The sequence below is a fragment of the Phyllobacterium sp. genome, from assembly GCF_037994425.1.
Lineage (GTDB): Bacteria > Pseudomonadota > Alphaproteobacteria > Rhizobiales > Rhizobiaceae > Phyllobacterium.
Window position 1 is genome coordinate 42,316 of the sequence record NZ_JBBNAM010000325.1, and the last position, 25,026, is coordinate 67,341.

The following is a 25,026-nucleotide window of genomic DNA, read 5'->3' on the forward strand; positions in this document are numbered from 1 at the left end:
AATAACCTATCCGACGGATAGGTGGAGCGACGAGCCGATCGTCAAGCCGAGTGGACGATCCTACCGCCGTCAAGCCGCAATTGTGCCCTGCCAAACGGCGTAAGAAGTTCCGGCTGCAGCAGCTTTGCTTCAAACACCGCCTTAGCTGTCGCGACAACATCCGGGTCGTCCGGATTGACGACAGCAAGGATCAATTCCGTACCATCGGCGAGCAGATGCTTCAGTTCCTTGACGGTTGACGCGCCACTGTCGATGACGACAAGATCGTATGCGGATTGCAGGGCATTGAGGATCATCGGCAGGCGGCCAACTGACTGCATTGCCTTTGCCGGATCGTGATTGCCAAGCGGGATAAGCTCGGCCTGGGAATAGTGATCCGGATGGATCACATCGCTGAAATGCTTGTCGGACACCAAGAGATTGGTGATGCCGGGAATGTTCTTGTCATCAAGCATGGAGTGGCCGATTTCACCGGAACCTGTCATGTCGACGAGAATGACACGCACGCCACGGTCGGCAAGTTCTCGCACCAGTAATATCGTCAGGGCGGAAGCCTCATCACCTTCCGGCGAAACCACGACGGCACGCGCCGCGCCGCTCGCCATCAGGCGGTCTGCCAAGTTGGCGACATCGGAGTGGTCGGATTGAACGACGAGTACGCCGGCAGCCGGCTCTTCTACAGGAGCTGCGATCACGGCGCGTGCGTTCTCTTCGGGGGCTGGAATCCCCAAGGCGACAGATTTGCTAGGGATCGCGGCAGTCGCGGGTTCGGACGCTATCATCTGCTTGGTGTAGGCAGGACGCAAAGCCGCACCCGTGAACAGCGCCCGCAGCAGCGTAACGATGCTTAACAAGAGCAGCGACGCGACGAAAGCGGCGATCGTCATCGGAACGATCTTTGGGAAATATGGCTCGATCGGCCGGTCGGCGCGCGAGAAAATGCGCGCATCCGCCGGCATTGAACTGCGGTCGATCCGCGACGAGGCTTCGCGATAGCGGGTGAGATATGATTCAAGCAATTGCCGCTGGGCCGTTGCCTCGCGCTCGAGGGCGCGCAACTCGACCTCTTCTTCGCCCGCTTTAGCTGATTGCGCCTTCAATTCGTTCAGCGAGCGGATCAATTGGGCTTCGCGCAGGCGCGCCGTCTGTGCCTCGCTTTCGAGCGAGCCCTGGACCTTGCGGGCTTCGAGCCGGATTTGCTGGTTGAGATCCGCAAGCTGCGAGCGCAAAGCCTTCATCCGGGGATGGCCACTCAGCAAAGTGGACGACTGATCGGCAATATCGTTGTTGAGCTGTACCTGCCGCTCGCGCAGCCGCTGAATTAACGGCGATGCCATGACATCGGGGAGCGTTTCGACGGCGACGCCGTTGGCGAGCGCCGAGCGGACGCTTTCGGCCTTGGCTTCAGTGGCAGCCCGGTTGGCCCGGACACGCGACAGTTCCGATGAAAGCTCGGACAATTGCTGCGTCGCAAGAACCGCATTGTTCTGCCCGATGAGAAGGTCGGAGGAACTGCGGAAAGCTGCGACTTTTGCCTCGGCTTCTTGCACGCGTTTGCTGAGATCGGCGATTTCCGGCTGCAGCCACCCCGTAGCAACTTCGTTGGATTGCGACTTCGATGCCTGCTGTGTCGCGATATATTCGTTGGCAATCGCGTTGGCGACCGCAGCGGCGAGCGCCGGATCCTTCGAGGAGAATTGCACGACGATGACACGCGAGTTCTGGACGGCGTAGACGACCAATCGGTCACGGACAGCCTGAAGAATATAATCGTCGCGAGTCTCCGCGTCGGGGTTCTTGCCTATGCCGACCTCGCCGAAGAGCCGCCCAATCGCCGATGGCTCCGCCCCGGCCGAGAGTTCGGCATTCTTGCCGAGGTCAAGCTTGGCGATAACGCGCTTTAGAAGATCGGAAGAATTGATGAGCTCGACCTGGCTCTTGATGCCTTCCTGATCGATGACCGCCCGATCATCCGCTTGTTGCGTGGTCGGTCGCGTGAAGATCGACTCCCGCGTCTCTATCAATATCCGCGTTTCGGCGCGGTATTTTGGTGAAACTGATGACAGGGCGGCAAATGCCAAACCCGTTAGCAGGAGCGAACCGAAAAGGACGCGCCACTTGTTTCGCCACAGGCTGGCGAACAAGGCACCTATGTCAATGTCTACATCGTTACCGACAGTGCTCGCCCCGGCCATTCATGCAACTCCGCTTCGATCGGCGACATGGTAAATGCGCATGGTAACCAGCGCGTTAAGAATATCTTCTGCCAACGCATGATCAAATTGAGGCATCCCAATTCCTATCTTCAAGTGCTTGTCATTCTCCGATATTTTACCAGCCATTAACCCTAATGAATTGATAATCCCAGCCAGAATCGAGAATTCTCGTTGCAACTGTCGTTAGGGTTCGAGCCGTGTTCAGCAAGCAGATCTTAATGGTCGCCATTGGCGTTCTATGCATGACGCTCGGTGGATGCGCCAGTTACCGGCCGGCTCCCCCTGCCTTCAATGCGGCTATCAACAAACCCTATCTACTTGATGCGGGGGATCGCATTCGCCTGACCGTGTTCGATCAGGAAGGTATCACCAATACCTATAGCGTCGATCAGGCGGGCTATATTTCAGTTCCTCTGGTCGGCAGCATCGCTGCTCGTGGCAAGACGATACAACAGATCGAGGCCGCCGTGGCGGCCAAACTTCGCAAGGGCTTCCTGCGTGACCCGGATGTAGCAGTGGAGATAGACCGCTATCGGCCTGTCTTCATCATGGGTGAAGTTGGTGCAGCAGGGCAATATTCCTACGTTCCCGGAATGACGGCCCAAAAGGCAATAGCTGCTGCCGGCGGGTTTACGCCACGCGCCAACCAGACGGATATCGATATTACGCGCCAGATCAACGGCGAGAGCCTGACAGGACGCGTTATCATTTCCGAACAGGTACTGCCGGGCGACACGATCTATGTGCGCGAGCGGTTCTTCTGATTTTCCCCATGGAAAGGCAACACTCGCTGCGTATCGTCCATTGTTTTCGCGCACCTGTCGGCGGGATATTTCGACATGTGCGTGACCTCATCCATGCACAGGTGGCTGCCGGGCACAGGGTGGGCGCAATCTGCGATGCTTCCACTGGAGGCGCATTTGAAGAAGCGCTGCTAAGCGAAATGCGCGGCAAGCTCGACCTCGGGCTCCAGCGGATTCCTATGCAACGCCAGATCGGTCCCGGAGACGTCGTTGCGGCGTTCCGCACCTACAGGATGATTGGCAAGATGGCGCCCGACATCCTGCATGGACATGGCGCAAAGGGCGGCACCTATGCGCGCCTGTTCGGATCGATGCTGCGACTTTCCGGCTCCAAGGTCGCGCGCATCTACTCGCCTCACGGTGGCAGCCTCCACTTCGATGCGGCAAGCATGCAGGGCGGCGTCATCTTTCGCGTCGAACGCCTGCTGGAACGGATGACGGACCGGATCATATTCGTCTCCGCCTATGAGCAGGGCATCTATACGAAGAAGATCGGTGCCCCCCGCTGCGGCCACGCACTGATCTACAATGGTTTGAGCGACAGCGAATTCGAACCGGTAGCGGTGGAAGATGACGCTGCGGATTTCCTCTACATCGGCGAAATTCGTGCCCTAAAAGGTCCAGACATTTTTGTAGGCGCCATTTCAAAGGCGAGCGCCACTTCCGGACGCGACCTCAAGGCGGTGATGATCGGGGACGGCAAGGATCGGGCCTCGGTGGTCGAGCAGGCGCAATCCGCAGGCATGGGCCCGAATATTCGCTTTCTCATGCCGATGAAGGCGCGCGACGCATTCAGGCTGGCAAAGGTGGTGGTGATCCCATCCCGCGCCGAGGCCCTGCCCTACATCGTGCTCGAAGCGCTTGCAGCCGGACGGCCCGTGATCGCGAGCCGCGTCGGCGGAATTCCTGAGATCCTTGGCGAAGCAACCCCTGCGCTTGTTGAGCCGAATGCAGATGCTCTTGCGAAAACCATGACGCTGGCAATCGGCGATCTGACGGCTTTCCGCCAGATTCTTCCCGATATACATAGCCTTCGCGAGAAGTTCGGTATCGGTAACATGGCCTCGCGGCTTGAAGCCGAGTATTTCGCTGCGATCCGCACTAAGGATTAGTTTCTCTTCTGTATTTCCGGGCGAACCATGCTAATGAGGGCCGCTACAACTTCAGGGTCAATCATGAAAGACAGAAAAGCCGAACACGGGTTTTCGCGTGATGCTGTGCGCAGCGTCGCGTCGCGGCCCGCTGCGCCGGCGCAGGAGAAGGCCAAACTGAGCCCCATCGCTCATGCCATTGCCTCCCAGTATGCGCGCAATACGAATTCTCCCGTCATGGTCAGCGGCATTATGCGGATGGTCGAGTTCGCAATCATCACACTCGCGGGCTTTGGGATTTTCGTCTTCTATGTTGGCACACCGGCAAACTCCCTTCTGCACTACACAGCTGCGATTCTCGCAACGGCAACGCTGAGCGTCCTTCTCCTCGAATTTGCCGATAGCTACCAACTCGCCGTCATGCGCGACCCGTTTCATACGATCGGGCGACTTATCCTCAGCATTTCCGGTGCTTTTGCGCTGACGTCGCTCGCGGGCTTCTTCCTCAAGATCTCCGAGGATTTCTCGCGTCTCTGGTTCGGGGCTTGGTATATTGTCGCGCTCGTCGCATTCGCCGGATTCCGCATCGTCATGTCAAGGCTGATCCGGCGCTGGGCGCGCAATGGCAAAATGGAGCGCCGTGCGGTAATCGTCGGGGGTGGCAAGCCGGCCGAAGATCTGATCCGGTCAATCGAACAGCAACCCTATAATGATATTCGAATTTGCGGCGTGTTCGATGATCGGGACGCCAAGCGATCCCCCGCGGTCGTGGCTGGCTATCCCAAACTCGGTAATATCGTAGAACTCATCGAATTCGCGCGTATTGCCCATATCGACATGCTCATCGTCTCGCTGCCGATCACTGCGGAAGCGCGCGTCCTTTCCTTGTTGAAGCAATTGTGGGTGCTGCCAGTCGATATCCGGTTGTCGGCGCACAATAATCACCTGCAGTTCCGTCCCCGCGCCTATTCCTATATCGGCTCGGTAGCGATGATCGATCTGTTCGACAAGCCGATCAACGACTGGGATTCGGTCGCCAAGCGCGCCTTCGACATCTTTTTCAGCCTGTTTGGGATCCTCATCTTCAGTCCGGTCATCATCGGTACCGCCATCGCCATCAAGCTCGAGAGCAAGGGGCCGATCATCTTCAAGCAGCAGCGGCACGGCTTCAATAACGAGTTGATCGAGGTTTGGAAGTTCCGTTCCATGTACACGGACATGTGCGATCCGACCGCCCGCAATGCAGTGGTGAAAGATGATCCGCGCGTAACGCGTGTTGGCCGCTTCATCCGCAAGAGTTCGATCGATGAGCTGCCGCAGTTCTTCAATTCGCTGATAGGGACGCTCTCTCTCGTCGGTCCACGGCCGCATGCCGTTTATGCGCATACGCGCAATCTTCTTTATCATGAAGTCGTCGATGGTTATTTTGCCCGCCACCGGGTGAAACCCGGCGTAACTGGCTGGGCCCAGATCAATGGCTGGCGCGGTGAGGTCGACTCCGACGAGAAGATCAAGATGCGAACCGAGTTCGACCTCTATTACATCGAGAACTGGTCGTTGTGGTTCGACCTCAAAATTCTGTTTCTCACGCCAATCCGCCTCCTCAACACGGACAACGCCTATTGAGCGCAATCACCACCCCGAGTGACGCCACGAAGGCCGAGCACGCCGCAAAAAACCGCGCCCTGGTCGGGCTCATTTCCACTTTCGCGGTCGGTCTTGGCGTTTTTCTCAGCGGCTTCGTCATCGACGAACCCGCACCCTACGAACTCTATATGGCGGGTCTCATTGGGATCTGGGCGCTTTTTGGCCTTCGCCTGTCGCGCACCGCTGCCGTGCTGCTCACAATCCTCGTTGTCTTCAACATCGGCGGCGTCATCTCCATGGGCCAGATGGCGGAACTGAAGACTGCGCCGATGTATATCACCGTCTCCCTGTTTCTTTGCTTCACGGCCGTTTTCTACACCGCCATCATCAGCACCAATGACCGCGTCCTAGCGGTCATGTTCAGGGCCTACATCCTTTCGGCAGTCTGCACGTCGCTCCTCGGCATACTCGGCTACTTCGACGCCTTTCCGGGCGCCGACATTTTCACACGCTACGGCCGTGCGATGGGCGCATTCCAGGACCCGAACGTTTTCGGGCCGTTCCTCATGCTACCCCTTGCCTGGCTGGTTCATGGTGTGCTCGTGGGCGATCTGCGCGCGTTGCCGGTTCGACTTGTCCCAATCCTCATTATCACACTGGGCGTATTTCTCTCGTTCTCGCGCGCAGCCTGGGGCATGGCGGCTTTCATCATTGCCGGCGTCGCCTTCGTACTCTTCGTCAGAAACCCCAGTCCGAAATTTCGCCTGCGGATCATCATCCTCGCTGCTCTCGCCGTCGTTTTGGTTCTGCTTGCCGTCCTGATCGCCTTGCAGATACCAAGCGTCGCCGAACTTTTCACGGCGCGCGCGCAGCTGGTGCAGGACTATGACGAAGCCCAGTTCGGGCGGTTTGCACGCCACTGGTATGGTTTGTTGATGTCGATAGACCACCCACTCGGCATCGGGCCACTCGAGTTCGGACCGATCTTCGGCGAGGACACGCACAATATCTGGCTGAAGGCATCGCTCGACTATGGATGGATCGGCTTCATCAGCTACCTGACGCTGACAATGCTGACGCTTGGATTCGGCCTGAGGATTCTATTTCGCGAGCGGCCGTGGCAGCCTTACCTACTATGCGCCTATCTCGCCTATGTGGCCCATGTGGCAATCGGCAATATCATCGACACCGACCATTGGCGGCATTTCTGGCTGCTTGTCGGCATTGTCTGGGGCTGCGTCGCACTCGAAGCGCGCTATCAGAACCGCGGTTCCAGTTTTCCGGCCAGCCCTGTGGTAATTTAAACATTTTGATTTATAAATCTTCCCAAGCGCTCCCTGGGGAAAAAATGGGACGCCGAGCTTTGAGGGTGGACCAGCGTTTGACCTTTTTGGACGACGACAATCCAAACTATTCGAAATTGGACGGCGAACTGATGCAGTGCGCCTTGGACAATGCGGCCGAGCGACTCGGCCTTTCCGACAAAAATGATCCGGAACTCAATACGCTTGCACGCTTTATCCGCGCGGCATTCATCATCGGGAATCGCGATGCCGCAGCCATGGCGGAATTTGCGATCGATTCCGTTATTATGCGGCGTAAACGCAACGGCGCCGAGAATACTGCACCCTGAACACAAACTTATTTCTCAGCTTTCTCCTTCGGCCGTCTTTGCCGCCTCTGCCGCCTTTTTGCGGTTCAACGTGTCGCGGGCGGCTGCGGCCGCGCTCGCCGATTGATCTTCATTAGCGGCGACCTGTACCCTGGGTGAGGCAAATTCGATGCCGTTGGCTGCAAAAGCTTCGCGGATCATGGCGTAGGCGCGGCGACGAATCGTAGATTGGTGCCCTGGTTTGGTCATCATGGCAAAGCTCAAGTTGATCCCGTAATCGCCAAACGCCTCGACCCCCTTCATCTTCACCGTTTCGATGATCTGGGGGCCAAATTCAGGATCTTCACGCAAAGCTGCGCCGACACCCTTCACCACCTTTTTGACCTTCGCGATATCCGTGTCGTAGTTCACCGATATCAGGAACTTGTCGATGACCCAGTCACGGCTCATGTTCTGCACCGCCCCAAGCGAGCCAAAGGGAACCGTGAAAATCGGGCCGCGATGATGCCGCAGCTTCACCGAGCGGATACTGAACGACTCGACCGTACCCTTATAGCTGCCGCTCTGGATATATTCGCCAACTCGAAACGCGTCGTCGGTCATATAGAACACGCCGCTGATGACGTCCTTCACCAGTGATTGCGAGCCAAAGCCGATGGCAACGCCAAAAATACCGGCGCCGGCAATCAGGGGACCTATCTCGACGCCCAGTCCGGAGAGCACCATCATGACCGCGATGGTCGCGATGAGCGCGGCGAGGAAATTTCGCAGGATAGGCAAGAGCGTCAAGAGACGTCCGCTGCGGGCAAGTTCGGCTTCGTCACCGCCCTCGATGCGGGCACGCTCGATACGGCGATTTATGAGGCCTTTGGTCAACTGCCAGATAAGGTCGGCGGCCAATAGGATGACGACACCGCTCAATACCCCCCGGATAAGTCGGGTGGCGTTTTCGTCCCCCATTAGGCCGCTTGCGCGAAATCGGGCGACCGAGGCAAGCCAAGCCACCGCAATTACGATGACGAGGGCACGCGCTCCACGCTCCGTGAGCACTTCGAAAATCGTATTGCGGGATCTGACCGCATCGTCGCTACCGGCGAAGAAGGAGCGTACGACCGCGCTCGTCGACCTCAAGATCGGTGGCAGCACGAGAGCATAGATTCCGACCCAAAGAAAAAGGTTCAAGCCCGCGACCCAAAGCAGCCAAAGCGCGCACAAGTAGAATGTGAGCAGCCATTCCTTTAGCCGATAGACCTTCGACTCCGCGGGCGCTTCGGGGCGGCGCCAAACCGCTTCGACCGCGATCAAAAGCAGGCCGAGGCCGAGAATGTAGACAAGAAGACTTCGAACATTCGGCGTGAAGTTGAGAATGTCCATAAGGCCCTCAAAGGCCCAGCCGGCGAAGAAAATGCCGGCGAACGCGCCAACGCGGGGATACCAGAACTTCGCCCTGACGTCGTCCATGGGGATCAGGCGCAATTGCGGGTACACGCCGTCGCTCGCATAGGCACTGTGCGTGCCGAGGAGAATCGCCGTTATCTGCATGATTGCCCGCCAGGCGATGAGTGCGATCAGCAAAGGCAGGACTAGCTGCCAGAGAAGCGGCGGCCAGGTGAAGGCGAGGAATGCACCAACGCTGGCGACAGCGAAGACGACGAGCGGCGCGATGGCAACGAATATCGCCTTGCCGATCATGTGATGGCGCGCGGTGGTTCCGGCCTCCGTCACGCTGGCAAGGCCCCGTACATGCATTCGGCCAACCAGACGTCGGAAGACAAATTCGGCACCGAATCCGAGTGCGGCAAAGGCAGCGAACAGCACCAAGATTGAGCCCGGGCCGCGACCATGTACTTCGGTCATGATCGTGTCGCTGGCTTCCTCGAATTCGCCCGGCACTTCGGGAATAGCCTCGCCGACCCCGCGCAAATGCGCACGAATGGCATTCGACCATTTCATGAAGTCATTGGCTGAGGCACCCATAGACGCTTCCGGTGCCGGTGCCGAGCTTTTCTTCGCAATCCAGGCCTTCACCTCCGGATCATCCAAAAGTTTCAGCATTTGCTCGACTTTTTCAGGAGGCGTTGAAGGCGCTGTCTGCGTGCGAGCGATTGCGGCGCAGCCGACGAAGGCCATGAGGCCAAGTGCGAAGAGCGCGGCCGCCCTCGCTGCCCAGACCCGGAACTCAACATTACCCATTAGCTAGCCCCTGATAAATTTCTTTCACTATTCCCACAATATGCCGAACTGCCTTACGAATAAATTGCTGTATTGATGCACCCGAGCGAACCCGGAATCGGCCGCCGAAGCGGTCATGCTGGCAAGGGAGATCAGCCATCAATTGCCGGGCCCGCTCGGATGGGGCAATCGGAGGGAGGCACCCTGGTTGCCCGTCGGATTTTCGTTCAAATAAATTGCCGCGTCAAAGTTGTTACAGTAACATCGTTGCAATTCGAGCTGCTGCGCAGCATCCTCTTCAGCGAATGACGCTGGCCCTTCCGGTGCGGCTGGCAGTGTAATTTAAATCAACATTTGCTTGGGGTTAGAGCATGAAATTCATCTTGCCGGCTCTCGTCATATTCTCCTTCGGCGCTAGCGCCGCCGCAGCGCAGTCCATGGAGAGAAATATGCTGGAGCGCCGGACCGCGCGAGCGATCCGCAATGCAGGTTTCTGGTGCGATCAGGTTTCGAACGCCTATGTGGACAAGGTATTGTCCTCGACCGGCCCTACCGTAGTGCGCGTAACCTGCGACGACAAAACGAGATTTGAGCAATATAAACTGACGATGACTAAGGACAACAAGATCGCCAAGATCGAAATCTGGAAATAATGCCTCGCATTCCTTGAACGCATGTACGCCGGTGACTTGACCAGATACTGTCCTGCAATTTCTGGGTGTATCCATCAGGCAACTGTCAGCGCGTAAAGTTCCAACTTTCCCAATGGCGTAAAGCATTTCCTTTGTACGAATCAATTCCATCGCCTAGTTTTTCCCAATGTTGAAGCAAGCCTCCTGTCTGACGGTGCTTCTCCTGGTTGGCGGTTGTGCCTCCGGAGGACCGCCGCAGATTTTGGCGTCCACGCGAACCGTCGATGCGCAGCAAGCTTATGCGCTGCCGCCGCCTGGCGGACCTTCCATCGTCAGTGTCATCGAGCGCTCCTACAATAATGCGGTGCAACAGGAGATTCTGTTGGCGACGTCCGCCCACACGCCCGGCCAGAATGTCCTGCGCGTGCAGTTTTTCGGGCCAGTCAGGGCAAACCTTTCAGGCGGCGATACGTTGCGGGATCGGCAGCTTGGCACAACCAACATCGATCGTGAGTTGCGCGGCACACTGCCGGGCGTTCCCATGCGCCGTTCTCCAAACTATGTGCAGAATCGTTACGGACCGTTCGGCTTTGCCAGCGGGCGCTCGCGATCCGGCGATACCTGCATCTACGCCTGGCAACGCATCAGGCCACCTGAATCACAATCGCGCTGGTTTACCGGGCGTGGTTCCATCCAGGTCCGATTGCGTCTTTGCGATTCGCGGCTCACCGAAGAGCAGTTGCTGGCCTTCATGTATGGTTTCACCATCAATGCGGCTTTCAACGATTATAGCTGGAACCCCTATGGCGAGCCGGCCGGCGCACCTGAAAATCTTGGCCGCCCGGGCGCCAATATATATCCGGCCGGACCCGGCATGCCGCCGTCTACGTCATTGATGCCTCCGCCCGCGCCGCAGCCCGCCGCTGTGCAGCCGCAAAGGCGTGTCAGAGCACCGGCAACGCCTGCAGTCCAGACGAGGCCGGTAAGGCCCGCACCGATCGGACCTTTGGTTCCGCCGCCGCCTGTTTCCGGAACGACCCCGCTTACACCTGCACCGATCCAGATGAATCCCGCCATTGTTCCACCACCACCCACCGAAAACGCACAGTAAACCCGGAGCCTTTACGCAGTTACGTTCGTTAGGGAATGACCCTCCCCATTTAAACCAAAGCGCCAGGAAATGAGATGAATTCTTCGCCCGCCCGCCTACCGAAAAGCACGGACGTTCATGCGTAAGTTCCTTATCATCCTGATGTGGCTTGTCATGTCGATCTGCGTTCTGCTGCTGGTCACTTTGCCGGTGAATCTGCAGACGCAGCTCATCGCTGGTGCTTCGGTCCTGTTCCTCATGATGGTGTTGAAGACGCTGAATGCCGGCGGCATCTGGCGGCTGATCGCACTCGCCTTCGGTACGGCCATTGTCATGCGTTACGTGTACTGGCGAACGACGAGCACGCTACCGCCGGTGAACCAGCTTGAGAACTTCATTCCAGGGTTCCTGCTCTACCTCGCCGAGATTTACAGCGTGATGATGCTGGCGCTCAGCCTTTTCGTGGTGTCGATGCCACTGCCCCATCGCGCCGCGAGGCCAGCAACGCGAGGCGAACTGCCGAGCGTCGATGTGTTCATTCCGACCTACAACGAGGACATTGAACTTCTTGCGAACACGATGGCCGCAGCCAAGGCGATGGACTATCCGGCCGACAAGCTCACTGTCTGGATACTCGACGACGGCGGAACACTGCAGAAGCGCAACGCCGACAAGATCGTCGAATCACACATTGCAGAAAAGCGCTTCAACGACCTTTCGGCCCTTTGCGAGGCACTGGGCGTTCGCTACCTCACGCGCGAGAAGAACCTCCACGCCAAGGCGGGCAATCTCAACAACGGCCTCGAACATTCGAAGGGTGAACTCATCGCCGTGTTCGATGCGGACCACGCGCCAACGCGTGACTTCCTGCTGGAGACAGTCGGCTATTTCGATGAGGACGAGAAGCTGTTCCTCGTCCAGACGCCGCATTTCTTTCTCAACCCGGATCCGCTCGAGCGTAATCTACGCACGTTCGAGGAAATGCCCTCCGAGAACGAAATGTTCTACGGAATCATCCAGCGCGGCCTCGACAAATGGAACGCCGCGTTCTTTTGCGGGTCCGCCGCTGTGCTGCGCCGCGAAGCCCTCAATGTGACCGGCGGATTCAGCGGCATCAGCATTACCGAGGACTGCGAGACCGCCATTGCCCTTCACTCGCGGGGCTGGAACAGCGTCTATCTCGACAAGCCACTCATCGCCGGTCTGCAGCCGGCTACGTTTGCCAGTTTCATCGGCCAGCGCAGCCGGTGGGCGCAGGGCATGATGCAAATCCTGCGGTTCCGCTTTCCGCTCTTCAATGGCGGCCTGACGATCCCGCAGCGCCTTTGCTATCTTTCGTCGACTCTGTTCTGGCTCTTCCCCTTCCCACGCGCCATTTTCCTGGTGGCGCCGCTGTTCTACCTTTTCTTCGGGCTTGAGATCTTCACGGCATCGGGCGGGGAATTCCTCGCATACACGCTCATTTACATGGTCGTGAACCTGATGATGCAGAACTACCTTTATGGCGCTTTCCGCTGGCCCTGGATTTCCGAGCTCTACGAGTATGTACAGACCGTGCATCTTTTGCCGGCTGTGGTTTCCGTTGCGCTTAACCCGCACAAGCCTACGTTCAAAGTCACGGCGAAGGACGAGCGTATCGACCGAAGCCGGCTTTCGGAATTGAGCGCGCCCTTCTTTGTCATCTTCTTCGTCCTGCTTGTCGGCGTCGGCGTGACCGTCTACCGGATATATACAGAGCCTTACAAAGCCGACGTCACGCTCGTTGTAGGCGCGTGGAACCTTCTAAACCTGGTTTTCGCCGGCTGTGCACTTGGGGTCGTCTCCGAGCGCGGAGATAAACGGCCATCACGGCGGGTGAAGGTGAGCCGCCGCTGTGAATTCCGAGCGGGAGAACGCTGGCTTCAAGGAACGATCGACGACGTATCGGTCAACGGCATCCGTGTTCAGGTTCTTGGCGATGTGGTCGACACGGTATCGGTCGGTATGCTTACCGACGTCCGCTTCAAGACATTTGCGACGGGCGATCTCGGTGATCTTCCATTGCAGGTTCGCAATGTCAGAAAACAGGCTGGGGAGACATCGGTCGGCTGCATGTTTATGCCAGACCAGCCTACCGATCATTCACTGATTGCCGATCTGATCTTTGCGAATTCGGCTCAGTGGACAAAATTCCAGCTCGAGCGACGCGGCAATCCTGGCCTCTTCAAGGGAACGATCTGGTTTTTCGGTGTCGCCATATTCCAGACCTATCGCGGGTTCTCCTATCTTTTCCGCCACTTGACGGGAAAAGGTAAGAGGGAATGGGAGGGCACGCTATGAGAAGATTTCTCATTGCCTGCTTTTTGATTGGCGTTTCCACTCTGGTTTCCCACGCCCAGGTTGCGCCGTTCGATATGTCGCCCGAGCGTCCGGCCGTACCAGCAACCCCGCCGACACAACAGCCCGTCAAACCGTTCTCGCCCATACCCGGCGAGCCGCCACCAGCACCCGCGCCCAAGCAGGCGACAGCACCTGCCGCCAGAACCGACGGCCAGGCGAGGCGCTATATCATTCCCCAGGACAGTCTTTCGTTCAGCGGCGAAACCGGTGACAAGACGTGGGCCGTCTTCATCACAACGGATCAGGCGGCCGCCCCGGCCACCCTGTCGCTGACCTATCAGAGCAGCCTCGTCGTAGCACCAGAATGGTCAACGATTACGGTTTCTATCAACAACGCCCGCATCATCAGCGAGCCGGTCCAGTCGCCGGAAGGCCGCAAAACCTTGACTGCGAAGATCCCCGCCGGAATTCTCAAGGAAGGACTTAACACCTTCCGGATAACGACCAGCCTTCGCCATCGCACCGACTGCACGGTGCAATCCACCTATGAATTGTGGACCGAGGTCGATCCTTCAAAAACATATCTTTCATTTGCCAGCGAAAGTGCCAGCAGGCTCAAGAAGTTGGACGATATACGAGCGATCGGAGTCGATGCGACCGGACGAACCACGTTCAACCTCGTTATACCTGCTATCGACCGCGCGCAGGCGGCCGCTCCCATGCTGCACGTTGCCCAGGGGCTGGCGATAATGGCCAATATGCCGAACCAGACAGTGACAGTCTCGTCCAACATGCCGACCGAACAGTCGCCGGGTGCGTTGACGGTCCTCCTTGGCACCGATGACGAACTGCAATCCGTTTCGGCATGGGCGGACAATCGCGGAGCGCCTGGCGCGGGGTTCATTGAAGACCCGGCGACCGGGAGTTCGATCCTCCGGCTGCGCGGCGCCGACTGGCAGTCTGTCAGCAGCGCGGTAGCAGGATTGGTTGATCCGCTGAAGCGTGACCTTAGTGTCCCGCGGACATTCCTGTCGACGCAGACATGGCGGTCCCCCGACGTACCGCTCTTCCTTTCAGCTTCGCGGGTAAAGCTGAGCGAACTCGGCGTCGATACGAAAAACTTCACCGGACGCCGCCTGCGAACCGAATTTGCCGTCGGCGTTCCCTCGGATTTTTATGCAAACGAGTATGGCAAGGCGACGATTCTCCTCGATGCTGCCTATTCGGAAGACGTTATGCCGGGCAGCCAGATCAACGTCTATGTCAACGACAATATTGCCGCCACACTTCCGATAACCACATCTGGCGGCGAGATCCTGCGGCATTTTCCGATCGGCTTCACGATGCGGCACTTCCGCCCCGGCGTGAACCTCATCACCATCGAGGCGGCGCTCAATACCAAAACGGATTCCGTGTGCGCGCCCGGGACCAATGCGTCCTCGACGACGCGCTTTGCGCTTTTCGATTCGTCTGAATTCGTCATTCCAACCTTTGCAAGGATCGGTACCCTGCCCAACCTTGCCGGGACGAGCGGTACAAGCTTCCCCTACAACCGGTCAGAAAAGCCCCTGCCCGTCGTGATGAACAATGCCGGCGAAAAGAGCCTTTCGGCGGCAGCGACCCTGCTCGCGCGCATGGCCGTGGCAGCGGGTCGCCCGATCGAAGTCGATCCGAGAGCGACAACGAATTCGGCCATGAATTCCAATGCACTCTTCGTGGGCGCCATTCCGCAAATTGAATCGAGCGTTCTGACACAGACCGGGATCTCCGAGAACACAAGGACGATATGGAGCGCGGTTAAAGGCAATGTCGAAGCGGCACCGGAAGAAAATACGCAGTCCGACTTCAACGAATGGCGGGAGCGGCTTTCTGGCAAGGGCTGGCGCGGCCAGATCTCCTCTTTCGACGACTGGTTGAACCGCACGTTCAATATTTCGCTAAGCAGTCTCTCCCTGCATGACGAAAGCGATGCGCCGTACACGCCCGAACCGGCAGCAACACTGCTCATTGCCCAGCGACCCAATCCCAACGGCGACGGTGTCTGGACTGTGGCGACATCGGCCAATGACGACAATCTCATCGAGGGCGTGTGCGCCCTGACGCGACAGGATCATTGGCCGGAACTCGATGGCCACATCTCCATTTACAAAGCCGGCACGGACGAAATGCAGAAGGTGCCCGTGGGCAACTACACCTTTGTTTCGACACAGCCCCTGTCATTTTCCAACATGAGACTAGTCATAGCCAATTGGCTTTCCGGCAATATCCTGTGGTTTTCATTGATCCTCGTTGTCCTGGCCGGCTTGCTTGGCATTGCAACCTCACGGATGCTGGCGAATCTCGGGAGGCGCATATGAGGGCATCCGCGTTCCTCCTATCTGTTTTCCTTGCCTTCGCCGGCAGCGGGGTTGCCATGGCGCAGAACTTGTCCGGGACGGTCAAGCCAGAGGATTGGGCTGCGTATAAAACACGTTTCATCGATGCCGCTGGACGTGTGATCGATGATGCCAATGGCAATATCAGCCATAGTGAAGGCCAGGGTTACGGATTGCTGCTCGCATATCTTGCCAGTAGCAAGGCAGATTTCGACCAAATCTGGTCATTCACGCGAACCGAGCTTTTGCTGCGTGACGACGGTCTTGCCATGTGGAAATGGGATCCGTCTGCAAAGCCTCACATTACCGACAGCAACAATGCGTCGGATGGCGATATTCTTATCGCATACGCCCTGTTGCTTGCTGGCGCAGATTGGGGACGCAACGACTTCGTCGGTGCAGCAAAGACGATCATCGGCGGTCTCGGCAAGTCCAACGTCGTCAAATGGCAGGACCGGTTGCTGCTGCTGCCGGGTGCGAAGGGATTTTCAGAAGCTGACCGCAACGATGGTCCGATCATCAACCTGTCCTATTGGGTTTTCGAGGCCTTTCCGAAATTCGCGTCGGTCGACAAGACGACTGATTGGACGCAACTGAGCATCAATGGCGTTGGGCTACTTAATAAGGCAAGCGCCGGTCCAAGGTCGATGCCTGCGGATTGGATGTCGGCCAAGACTCAATTGAAGCCGGCCAAAGGCTTCGCTGCGGAATTCGGATACAACGCATTGCGCATTCCGCTCTATCTGATGCGCGCCCATATCAACGATCAGGAATTGCTGACCAGGTTGCGCAAGGGAATGACCTCGGAGAGCGGCGAGGTCGTCATTACGGATAGCGAAAGTGGCAGTGTCAAAGAAACACTTCCTGATGCGGGGTACGTGATTATCCCTGCCTTGATCGGTTGCGTGCTCGACAAGACAAAATTGCCGGATTCCGTGCGCTCATTCCAGCCGACCCTATACTATCCCTCGACGCTGCATCTATTATCGCTTTCATTTGCCTACAGCCAGCACCCGGAATGTTTATGAAGAAGCCGGTTCTCATCCTCGCTCCCCTCATAGCCGCATGTGCTGGCGCTATTGCGCTGCAGCAGGGTTATTTGCCAGAGACCGCAACAGCCCGGGAGTCTTTCCGTTCATCGCTGTTGGAGGCAGATAGAGGTCCAGATCAAAAGAACGCGACTGATGAATATGTCGTCGCCCAGTCCGGCCGCACGCCTGCAGGCCGCACCCAGCCAGCACCCGAGCAGCCGCCAGCGGCCACCACGCCGCCCAAGGTCGACGAGACGGCGTTGCGTTATTTTGCCCGTCAAGGCGACCAGCGCCGGCTTGAGGCCGAGATCGCCCGGCTGCGCGCGCTCTATCCAGATTGGACGCCCCCCGCCGATCCCCTTGCCGCCCCGGTTCAGACAGACGCATCGCTCGATGCCATGTGGAAGCTTTATGCGGACGGGAAGCTCGCGGAATTGCGGAAAGCCATTCAGGAAAGGCAGAGCAGCGAGCAGGGCTGGACGCCGCCATCCGACCTGATCGACCGCCTGGAACTCGCCGAAGCCCGCGAGCAGCTGGTCAATGCCTCCGACCTCAAGCAATACGACACTGTGATCCGTGTGGGCGCTGCCCATAACAGCCTCATGACCTGTAGTGAAGTCGACGTGCTTTGGCGGACCGCCGAAGCCTTCGCCAAGACGGATCGCGAGGCCCGGGCAAAGGATGCCTACGCCTATATCCTCGACAACTGTGCGGATCCAGCTGAACGACTTGCAACGGTGCAGAAGGCGCTACCGCTTCTGACGCGACCCAACCTCGATGTCCTGCTGGCCAAGGCCAAAATCACGCCTGACGGCAAAAGCGAATTCGACTCGATCCGCGACGACCTCGCGCGCAAGGCGGTCGCGGACGCAGGTTCCGATCCGAAACTTGTGGTGTCGCCGGCGGATGTCGAGCGCGTGGAAAAACTGGCGACTGCAACCGGGCCGTCCGATCCGCTCATCCTCGGCTGGTACTATCTCCGCCGCAACAACTTCGAGGCGGCGGAAAAGTGGTTCAAGCTTTCGCATGACCGAGAAAACGCGCCCTCCTCCGCGCAAGGCCTTGCTCTTGCGATGATTGCGCGTTCGCGGCCGGCCGAGGCGGAAGCGATCATGTATGAATGGCGTGACAGCTCGGATGGCACCAAGGCAGTCTATATCGCGGCGGTGGCAAATCTTTTGGCGCAGGATCCGCCGGTCGAGATTGCGCCCGAGATTCTGCAGCGCATGGTGCCCGAGGTCGTCGAAGCAAAAGACGCAAATGCCGCGCAACAACTCGGCTGGTATGCATATCTGCTCAATCAATTCGAGACCGCCTCGAGCTGGTTCTCAACCGCGCTGCAGTGGAAGCCTGACGACGAACCGTCATCCTATGGTCTCGTGCTGACGCGTCAGCAACTCGGCGATACCGCAGGCGTAGCAGCGATCCAGCGGCGCTGGGCGGGGCGTTCGGAGCGCATCGCGCGGCTCGGCGAGCTTCGGAAAACACGGCAGCCAGGGCTTGTTCCCTCACACGAACGATTTGGAGACAGCTTGGAGCCAATGCAACTGCGTCCCACCCTGACTACCCCCCTCGCGCTTCAGGATATGCAGGTGCCCGATCGCGCCGCGCCCCAACCGGCCAGTCCGAGAACGCTGGCAGACCGGGTGGCCGAGACCATTTCCCGCCAGAGAATGGAAACCACCGAGGCGCCTTTGATGCAAACCGAACAGATGCCGATACAAAGAGCGCCCGAAGCGCGTCCACGCAGGTCGGCGCCAGCGCCGAACAACGCTGGCACCCGTTCCACTCGCGGTTGTACCACGACGATAAACCCCCAGACGCTTTCGCCCGAGAATGCGCTTTCCCGCGGCTGGTGTCTGATGGATATCAACCGCCCGCTCGAAGCGGCGGCAGCTTTTGAACGAGGCCTGCTCAGCCGCACGGAAGCTGCCCGCAGCGACGCAGCCTACGGGCAGAGCCTTGCCTACCTTCGTGCCGGCCTTAGTGACAAGGCGGCGGTCGCTGCCTCGAAAGCACGGCAACAGCAAACGCGCCAGGTTGAGTTGGATATAGCGCTGCTTTCGTCGCGCGCGACAGAGGCGTTCAACGCCGGGCGTCCGAACGAAGCCCTTCTTGCGCTCGATCAGCGCGCACGCATAGCGCCGGAACGTACCGACCTCATGATTTTGCGCGGTTATGCCTACGTGAAATTGAACCGACTTGCTGATGCATTGCGCGTTTTCGAAGCCGTTGCCGCAACCGGCAACAAGGAAGGCTTGCGCGGGATTGCCACAGTCAACGCAATCAGAAAGCGGGAATACTGACGACAGTGGCTGGGTGGCCAGTCTCGCGAAATGCTGGCGCTATCTGGGCTCACATGCCGGCGCTGCGCAGCAGCATCAGGATCGATACCCACAGGACCAGCATGCTGGTTAGACCGATGACGTAGTAGTTTGGCGAGTGCTCCATAGGCGCCTTATACAACGTGCAGGTTGTCAAATTCCTAAATCAAACCGGTACAAGTTGAGCCAATCGCGAAATTCGATACCATCTATCCGATACCTGATTGCTGACCTGCCAAACAATTTCAGTGCCTTGTGCGGCAAGCTTTCCCTTGAAAAGATAAGGCACAAGTGCCTGGCTGGAGCGAGCGCTGGTGGACGCAGAAGGCCTCGGGGCAGTTTCGCCAAAATCTTATGCTGTTGGGGAATTTTTGGTCGGAGTGGCGGGATTCGAACCCACGACCCCTTGACCCCCAGTCAAGTGCGCTACCGGGCTGCGCTACACTCCGAGCCGCTGAAAGCCCTAGATTACTAAGGTTTTCAACGCAAGGGGCAAAACCGAAAAAATCAACAATGTTGCACAGGACCGAGGTTCGAAATCCCCCTGGTCTGTTGCGTAGGCATTTCCCGCAATAACACGCCGGACGCGAAAGTTCCTCATTTGTTCGCGGATGAAGCTGGGGTAATCTGGTGAACGACTCACTCTTGCCGCACGAACCCAGCCGAAAGGCTTTCCGCAAAGGGGTAATATGGGCGCTGCCTACCTGGAAAAACTAAACCCCGAGCAGCGGCTGGCTGTCGAATACGGGACCGACCTACTTCCATTGACGATTGGCGGGCCCCTCCTTGTCATAGCAGGCGCCGGATCGGGTAAGACCAATACGCTTGCGCATCGCGTCGCGCACCTGATCGTCAAGGGCGCCGACCCACGGCGTATTCTGCTGATGACCTTCTCGCGACGCGCTGCTGCCGAGATGGCGCGGCGCGTGGAGCGCATTTGCGCTCAGGTCTTGGGGGCGAATGCCGCGATCATGACCGATGCGTTGGCCTGGGCCGGCACGTTTCATGGAATCGGCGCCAGGCTGCTGCGCGATTATGCCGAACAGATCGGTCTCAATCCGGATTTCACGATACACGACCGCGAAGACAGCGCGGACCTGATGAACCTCATCCGCCACGAGCTCGGATTCTCAAAGACGGAAAGCCGCTTTCCAACCAAGGGAACCTGCCTTGCCATCTATTCGCGTGTCGTGAATTCTGAAATTCCGCTGGCCGAGGTGTTGCAGATGTTCTTTCCCTGGGTTGTCGGTTGGGAGAAACAACTGCGGGAACTTTTTGCCGCCTATGTCGAGGCAAAGCAGCTTCAAAACGTTCTCGACTACGACGACCTGCTTCTCTATTGGGCTCAAACCGTTGGCGACCCGATGCTCGCCGAAGATATGGGCTGCCGCTGGGATCACGTACTCGTCGACGAGTACCAGGACACCAACAGGCTGCAGGCCTCGATACTCCTGGCTTTAAGGCCGGCCGGAAGGGGTCTGACCGTCGTCGGCGACGACGCCCAATCGATCTATTCCTTTCGCGCCGCTACCGTGCGGAACATCCTCGATTTTCCTGGCGAGTTCACTCCGCCAGCCAATATCGTCACGCTCGATCGGAACTATCGGTCAACCCAGCCCATCCTCGCCGCGGCGAATGGTGTGATCGACCTGGCGAGGGAGCGTTTTACCAAAAACCTCTGGACCGAACGGGAGTCGGCCGAGCGGCCGCACATGGTGACCGTCAAGGACGAAGCCGATCAGGCGCGCTATATCGTCGAACAGGTTTTGGAAAATCGCGAGACCGGAACTTTGCTCAAACAGCAGGCCGTGCTTTTCAGGACCTCGCACCATAGCGGACCATTGGAGGTGGAACTGACGCGCCGCAACATTCCCTTTGTGAAATTTGGCGGCCTCAAGTTCCTTGATAGCGCGCATGTGAAAGACATGTTGGCACTGTTGCGCTTTGCCCAGAATCCACGGGACCGCGTGGCTGGCTTTCGCCTGATGCAACTCATCCCCGGCGTTGGTCCCTCATCAGCGCGTCGGGTACTCGACGAGATGGCCGAACAACCTGATCCGCTTGCAACACTCGCCGACCTTCCCGCGCCATCCCGGGCCGGAAATGATTGGAGCACATTCGTCGACGCCCTGAACGACCTAAAGCGCGGCGGCGCAGGTTGGCCCGCCGAGATCGAGCGGGCGCGCGCCTGGTACGAACCGCATCTTGACCGCATTCATGAGGACGCCGAGGTGCGCAAGGCAGATCTGTTGCAGTTGGAGCAGATCGCGGCTGGTTATGCGTCCCGCGAGCGCTTCCTCACTGAACTCACTCTCGATCCACCGGACGCTACCAGCGATCAATCCGGCGTGCCGCTGCTCGACGAGGACTACCTCATCCTTTCGACAATCCATTCCGCCAAGGGACAGGAGTGGAAGTCCGTCTTCGTCCTCAACGTTGTTGATGGCTGCATTCCGTCCGATCTCGGCGCCGGAACGACGGCCGAACTCGAGGAAGAGCGTCGATTGTTATACGTGGCGATGACGCGCGCCAAGGACAGCCTTCACCTTGTTCTGCCCCAGCGCTTCTTTACCCATGGGCAGAACGCTCATGGCGACCGTCACGTCTATGCTTCTCGCACACGCTTCATCCCTGCAACGCTGCTCCAATATTTTGAAAGCAGGCCCTGGCCGGTCATGAACCGGGAACAAGCTCGTGCGAACGACGTTCGAAGCCAACGCGTCGATGTCGCAGCGAAAATGCGGGCGATGTGGCGTTAGTATGGCCTCGGCACTTAGGGCCGCGCTGCGGGTTTGCGCGCGCGCGTCATGAGTGTCCACCCCAGTCCCATGGACTCCTTCAGCTTGTCCAGCCGGTCGCCTATCACTGCGCGAATCGGCCGATTGAACGTTCGCGAGTTCAGAATTGCCATAACCCCCTTATTGGCTTTGGGCGTGACGGAGAAGAGGTCGACGATTTCGAATCGCTGCGAGAGAAGTGACGACAGCTCCGCCCTATCTACCCAACGGCGTAGTTGCCCCGGACTTGGCGGTGGGATGCGGTTGAACTTTTGCAAGACTGTCCGGTTCTGAGTAGCCAGCAACAAATAGCCGCCCGGACGCAAGTGACTGGCCAGCTTGGCGATGAATGCCGGCTGGTCCTCTACATGCGACAGGACTTCGAGACTAACGATTACATCGAAACATTCGAAGCCGAAGTCGAGCTTCATGAAGTCCCCGGCAACGAATTTCACATGGGGCAGGCGCTGTTGTGCCCCTCCAAGTATCTCGTCGGACAGATCGGTACCGGTGACGCAGCCGAATTGTGAAAGTTCATCGGCGAACCAGCAGGCTCCGCACCCTACCTCGAGAATATCAAGATCTTTCCTGCCGCTCTGGGCGAGCCAAGCGCGCACGACCGCCGCTTGACGTAACGAAATCTCCTCGAGTTGTACGTGCCGAGTGGACGCGTTCCATTCGTTCCAAAAGCTTTGCTGTAACGTTATCGGGGCAACCATTGGTGTTCCTCGTCATGTCTCGACATTTCGACTGAGACTATCACTTCGAGATTTTGCCCCCGAGTCGTCCAATAGGACAACGAGGCAGCCCAAGGGCTTATTCGCGGTTATCTTTTATGGTCGCTTTCCGGATCAACGGCACGCAGCGATACCGGTTCGCCGGTATGGCGTTCCCATTCATGTGCTTCAACTAGGTCTAGGCCACTGGCGCTGATTAGCCGTGGCCGTTTGCAAAACCAGTGGGCCTAATTACCCCTGGGGACAATTACAGCGGAACATTCGCCGGGCGCGGTCGTTATGGTTCTATCAGTAATAGGAGCTCCCAAAATGGCAATGTTTTCGAAGAATGCGGACGATATTCAGGGTGACGTCGAGGCGCAGATCGCCGCCTTGCGCAAGGAAATATCGAAAATCTCCGCAAGTCTTTCCGATTTGAGCGGCGAAAGATTTGATGAAGTCAAACGCATGGCGACCAAGCAGGCGAAATACGCAGCAGCGACCGCACGGGAAAATCCCGTGGCAACCATAGCCATCATTGCTGGAGCGGCTGTTCTTGTAGGCCTGCTCGCACGCCGTTAGAAGGGATGTCGCCATGGATGATATATCCGTAGAGAATGAGGCGGACAAAGCCCGGCTTAAGATGGAAATCGCCGACCTGAAGCGGGACCTTGCGGCAATTACCAAGACACTCACCGACAAGGGCGTCAGGTTACTCGACGATTTTACGGACGAAGACGAGGGTGAATCGTCGACATTTGACGAACTTCGCGAGCATGGTCGGCGCGCCGCGATCGGTTTGGGGCATCGGGCCAGACAGATCGCCGATACGCCGACTCAGAATTCGGTTTCCACCCTTATGATCATTGCTGGACTCGGCGTCATCATCGGTATGTTGGCGCGATAAAAAATAGCGATTCTTTTTTGGAACCTTTTCGCCGCACGTGAGTTTTGCAAGTACTGGTTCCCAACCAGTAAGGCCGCACCCCACGGCCCAACCCCCAAATCCCAGCTTTCATTCAAATGAAAGCTGGGTTTTTTTTAAGGTTATCTCACCTGATCGAGCAGGCGCTTGCACTCCAAAAGGTCGAACAGCGTTTCCTGCAGGAGCGTCCTGTTGTCCTTCGAAAGGCGTTTTCCATCGGCGGTGACCGGACCCTCATCGTCGCCTTGGATCAAGCCAAAGAGGCGTCGTCCGTGGGCAGCCTGCTTTGGCGTTCCCATGACCGCCGCTTCCTCGGCGGCATCGGCGCGACTTTGCTCGGCGGCGAGCGCTTCCTCCTGGCGGGCGTTTGCCTGCTTCTGCTGGCTGATCGCTTCGGCGGCCGCGCTGTCGCCACTACCGAGGGCGATGATGAATTGCGTGCCGTTTTCACGCAGGAGCCGCTGCACGCCTTTGATCGTATACCCCTGATCATAAAGGAGGTGGCGGATGCCTTTGAGGAGATCGACATCGAGCGGACGGTAATAACGTCTGCCCCCACCCCGCTTCATCGGCTTGATGTGTGTAAACCGCGTTTCCCAGAAGCGCAGGACATGTTGTGGCAGATCGAGATCTTCTGCGACTTCGCTGATGGTTCTGAATGCGTCGGGGCTCTTGTCCATGTTTTCACCCTTTCAGGAGAAAATCTGATTCGACGTCCATTTCAGCGGTTTGAAGTGCATATTTCAAGCTGAACGCGAGATTACCTCACAGCAATCTCGCTTAAAAGTACAGGTAAAGTTGCGGAACCGTCCGATTCTAGGCTGATTTCTTCTTGCGCGTCTGGTGCGAACGAAGAATCCGCTGCTTGAGCACATTGGAAGCCTTGAACGTCATTACCCTGCGCGGCAGGATCGGAACCTCTTCCCCGGTCTTGGGATTGCGGCCGATGCGTTCATTCTTGTCCCGTACCTGGAACGTGGCGAAGGACGACAATTTTACCGTCTCGCCACGAACAATTGCGTCACATACCTCATCGAGGATGGTTTCGACGAGTGAAGCTGACTCCGTTCGCGAAAGTCCTACCTTGCGGTAGACCGCCTCGGCCAGATCAGCACGCGTAATGGTCTTACCCCCCATACGATCTCAAAGCTCTCGTTTGTTGCAAATCTACCAGGTGATAGCGGAAGTTATAGGATGAAAACCGATCGGGCAAGCAGCTTGGAAGAGTTCGTCAGCCAATCCACGGACCCGACCGTCCTGCTACCAGCGTAGCAGAACTGCACCCCACGTAAAGCCCCCGCCCATGGCCTCGAGCAGCACGAGATCACCCTGCTTGATGCGACCGTCCCCGACAGC

Annotated in this window: 20 protein-coding genes and 1 tRNA gene; 14 read left to right on the top strand and 7 right to left on the bottom strand. The window is 57.9% G+C overall.

Features of this window, described 5'->3' with window-relative positions:
• Window positions 1-41: 41 nt before the first annotated feature.
• Window positions 42-2,195, bottom strand: a complete 2,154-nt coding sequence (locus AAAB35_RS21660) for a Wzz/FepE/Etk N-terminal domain-containing protein (RefSeq protein ID WP_340670338.1) — start codon at window positions 2,193-2,195, stop codon at window positions 42-44.
• Window positions 2,196-2,434: 239 nt separating this feature from the next.
• Between AAAB35_RS21660 and AAAB35_RS21665 the strand changes: the two genes are divergently transcribed.
• The 5 genes from AAAB35_RS21665 to AAAB35_RS21685 all read left to right on the top strand — a co-directional run bounded on the left by AAAB35_RS21665 (window position 2,435) and on the right by AAAB35_RS21685 (window position 7,330).
• Window positions 2,435-2,980, top strand: coding sequence for a polysaccharide biosynthesis/export family protein (locus AAAB35_RS21665; protein WP_340670359.1), 546 nt, complete (start codon window positions 2,435-2,437; stop codon window positions 2,978-2,980).
• Between the two features lie 8 nt (window positions 2,981-2,988).
• A complete protein-coding gene (locus AAAB35_RS21670) occupies window positions 2,989-4,131 on the top strand; it encodes a glycosyltransferase family 4 protein (protein WP_340670339.1) in 1,143 nt (380 codons plus the stop codon).
• 63 nt (window positions 4,132-4,194) lie between these two features.
• A complete protein-coding gene (locus AAAB35_RS21675; RefSeq protein WP_340670340.1) occupies window positions 4,195-5,736 on the top strand; it encodes an undecaprenyl-phosphate glucose phosphotransferase in 1,542 nt (513 codons plus the stop codon).
• The gene (locus AAAB35_RS21680) at window positions 5,733-7,001 is read left to right on the top strand and encodes an O-antigen ligase family protein (RefSeq protein WP_340670341.1); all 1,269 of its coding nucleotides are present in this window, start codon (window positions 5,733-5,735) and stop codon (window positions 6,999-7,001) included. The genes AAAB35_RS21675 and AAAB35_RS21680 overlap by 4 nt, the downstream gene beginning before the upstream one ends.
• Before the next feature lie 77 nt (window positions 7,002-7,078).
• Window positions 7,079-7,330: a hypothetical protein gene (locus AAAB35_RS21685; RefSeq protein WP_340670342.1), complete on the top strand. Its 252-nt coding sequence runs from the start codon at window positions 7,079-7,081 to the stop codon at window positions 7,328-7,330.
• 15 nt (window positions 7,331-7,345) lie between these two features.
• Here AAAB35_RS21685 and AAAB35_RS21690 read toward each other — a convergent pair whose 3' ends face one another.
• Window positions 7,346-9,502 (bottom strand): mechanosensitive ion channel family protein, encoded by a 2,157-nt coding sequence (locus AAAB35_RS21690; protein WP_340670343.1) that lies wholly within the window; start codon window positions 9,500-9,502, stop codon window positions 7,346-7,348.
• A gap of 350 nt (window positions 9,503-9,852) precedes the next feature.
• Here AAAB35_RS21690 and AAAB35_RS21695 point away from each other — a divergent pair, with 350 nt between their 5' ends.
• The 6 genes from AAAB35_RS21695 to AAAB35_RS21720 all read left to right on the top strand — a co-directional run bounded on the left by AAAB35_RS21695 (window position 9,853) and on the right by AAAB35_RS21720 (window position 19,234).
• Window positions 9,853-10,134 carry a hypothetical protein gene (locus AAAB35_RS21695; RefSeq protein WP_340670344.1) on the top strand — a complete coding sequence of 94 codons (282 nt, stop codon included), beginning with the start codon at window positions 9,853-9,855 and terminating at the stop codon, window positions 10,132-10,134.
• Between the two features lie 166 nt (window positions 10,135-10,300).
• Window positions 10,301-11,224, top strand: a complete 924-nt coding sequence (gene bcsN, locus AAAB35_RS21700) for a cellulose biosynthesis protein BcsN (protein WP_340670345.1) — start codon at window positions 10,301-10,303, stop codon at window positions 11,222-11,224.
• A gap of 117 nt (window positions 11,225-11,341) precedes the next feature.
• Window positions 11,342-13,522, top strand: coding sequence for a UDP-forming cellulose synthase catalytic subunit (gene bcsA / locus AAAB35_RS21705; RefSeq protein ID WP_340670346.1), 2,181 nt, complete (start codon window positions 11,342-11,344; stop codon window positions 13,520-13,522).
• Window positions 13,519-15,879 carry a cellulose biosynthesis cyclic di-GMP-binding regulatory protein BcsB gene (locus AAAB35_RS21710; protein WP_340670347.1) on the top strand — a complete coding sequence of 787 codons (2,361 nt, stop codon included), beginning with the start codon at window positions 13,519-13,521 and terminating at the stop codon, window positions 15,877-15,879. The genes bcsA and AAAB35_RS21710 overlap by 4 nt, the downstream gene beginning before the upstream one ends.
• Window positions 15,876-16,925, top strand: coding sequence for a glycosyl hydrolase family 8 (locus AAAB35_RS21715; RefSeq protein ID WP_340670348.1), 1,050 nt, complete (start codon window positions 15,876-15,878; stop codon window positions 16,923-16,925). Before AAAB35_RS21710 ends, AAAB35_RS21715 begins: the two co-directional genes overlap by 4 nt.
• Entirely contained in the window at window positions 16,922-19,234 is a 2,313-nt protein-coding gene (locus AAAB35_RS21720) for a cellulose synthase (protein ID WP_340670349.1), read from the top strand. Before AAAB35_RS21715 ends, AAAB35_RS21720 begins: the two co-directional genes overlap by 4 nt.
• A 390-nt stretch (window positions 19,235-19,624) precedes the next feature.
• On the opposite strand, the gene AAAB35_RS21725 is transcribed toward AAAB35_RS21720, so the two are convergent.
• Window positions 19,625-19,701 (bottom strand) — tRNA-Pro (locus tag AAAB35_RS21725).
• Between the two features lie 240 nt (window positions 19,702-19,941).
• Between AAAB35_RS21725 and AAAB35_RS21730 the strand changes: the two genes are divergently transcribed.
• The gene (locus AAAB35_RS21730; RefSeq protein ID WP_340670350.1) at window positions 19,942-22,011 is read left to right on the top strand and encodes an ATP-dependent helicase; all 2,070 of its coding nucleotides are present in this window, start codon (window positions 19,942-19,944) and stop codon (window positions 22,009-22,011) included.
• 14 nt (window positions 22,012-22,025) lie between these two features.
• Here the strand turns inward: AAAB35_RS21730 and AAAB35_RS21735 are convergent, their stop codons facing one another.
• Window positions 22,026-22,748, bottom strand: coding sequence for a methyltransferase domain-containing protein (locus AAAB35_RS21735; protein ID WP_340670351.1), 723 nt, complete (start codon window positions 22,746-22,748; stop codon window positions 22,026-22,028).
• 327 nt (window positions 22,749-23,075) lie between these two features.
• Here AAAB35_RS21735 and AAAB35_RS21740 point away from each other — a divergent pair, with 327 nt between their 5' ends.
• Both AAAB35_RS21740 and AAAB35_RS21745 read left to right on the top strand, forming a co-directional pair.
• The gene (locus AAAB35_RS21740) at window positions 23,076-23,327 is read left to right on the top strand and encodes a hypothetical protein (protein ID WP_340670352.1); all 252 of its coding nucleotides are present in this window, start codon (window positions 23,076-23,078) and stop codon (window positions 23,325-23,327) included.
• Window positions 23,328-23,340: 13 nt separating this feature from the next.
• Window positions 23,341-23,652, top strand: coding sequence for a hypothetical protein (locus tag AAAB35_RS21745; protein ID WP_340670353.1), 312 nt, complete (start codon window positions 23,341-23,343; stop codon window positions 23,650-23,652).
• Between the two features lie 140 nt (window positions 23,653-23,792).
• Here the strand turns inward: AAAB35_RS21745 and AAAB35_RS21750 are convergent, their stop codons facing one another.
• The 3 genes from AAAB35_RS21750 to AAAB35_RS21760 all read right to left on the bottom strand — a co-directional run.
• Window positions 23,793-24,350, bottom strand: coding sequence for a MerR family transcriptional regulator (locus tag AAAB35_RS21750; RefSeq protein ID WP_340670354.1), 558 nt, complete (start codon window positions 24,348-24,350; stop codon window positions 23,793-23,795).
• 136 nt (window positions 24,351-24,486) lie between these two features.
• The gene (locus tag AAAB35_RS21755) at window positions 24,487-24,807 is read right to left on the bottom strand and encodes an integration host factor subunit alpha (protein ID WP_008128366.1); all 321 of its coding nucleotides are present in this window, start codon (window positions 24,805-24,807) and stop codon (window positions 24,487-24,489) included.
• Window positions 24,808-24,930: 123 nt separating this feature from the next.
• On the bottom strand, window positions 24,931-25,026 hold a 96-nt coding region (locus tag AAAB35_RS21760), incomplete at its 5' end, for a 3-oxoacyl-[acyl-carrier-protein] synthase III C-terminal domain-containing protein (RefSeq protein WP_340670360.1).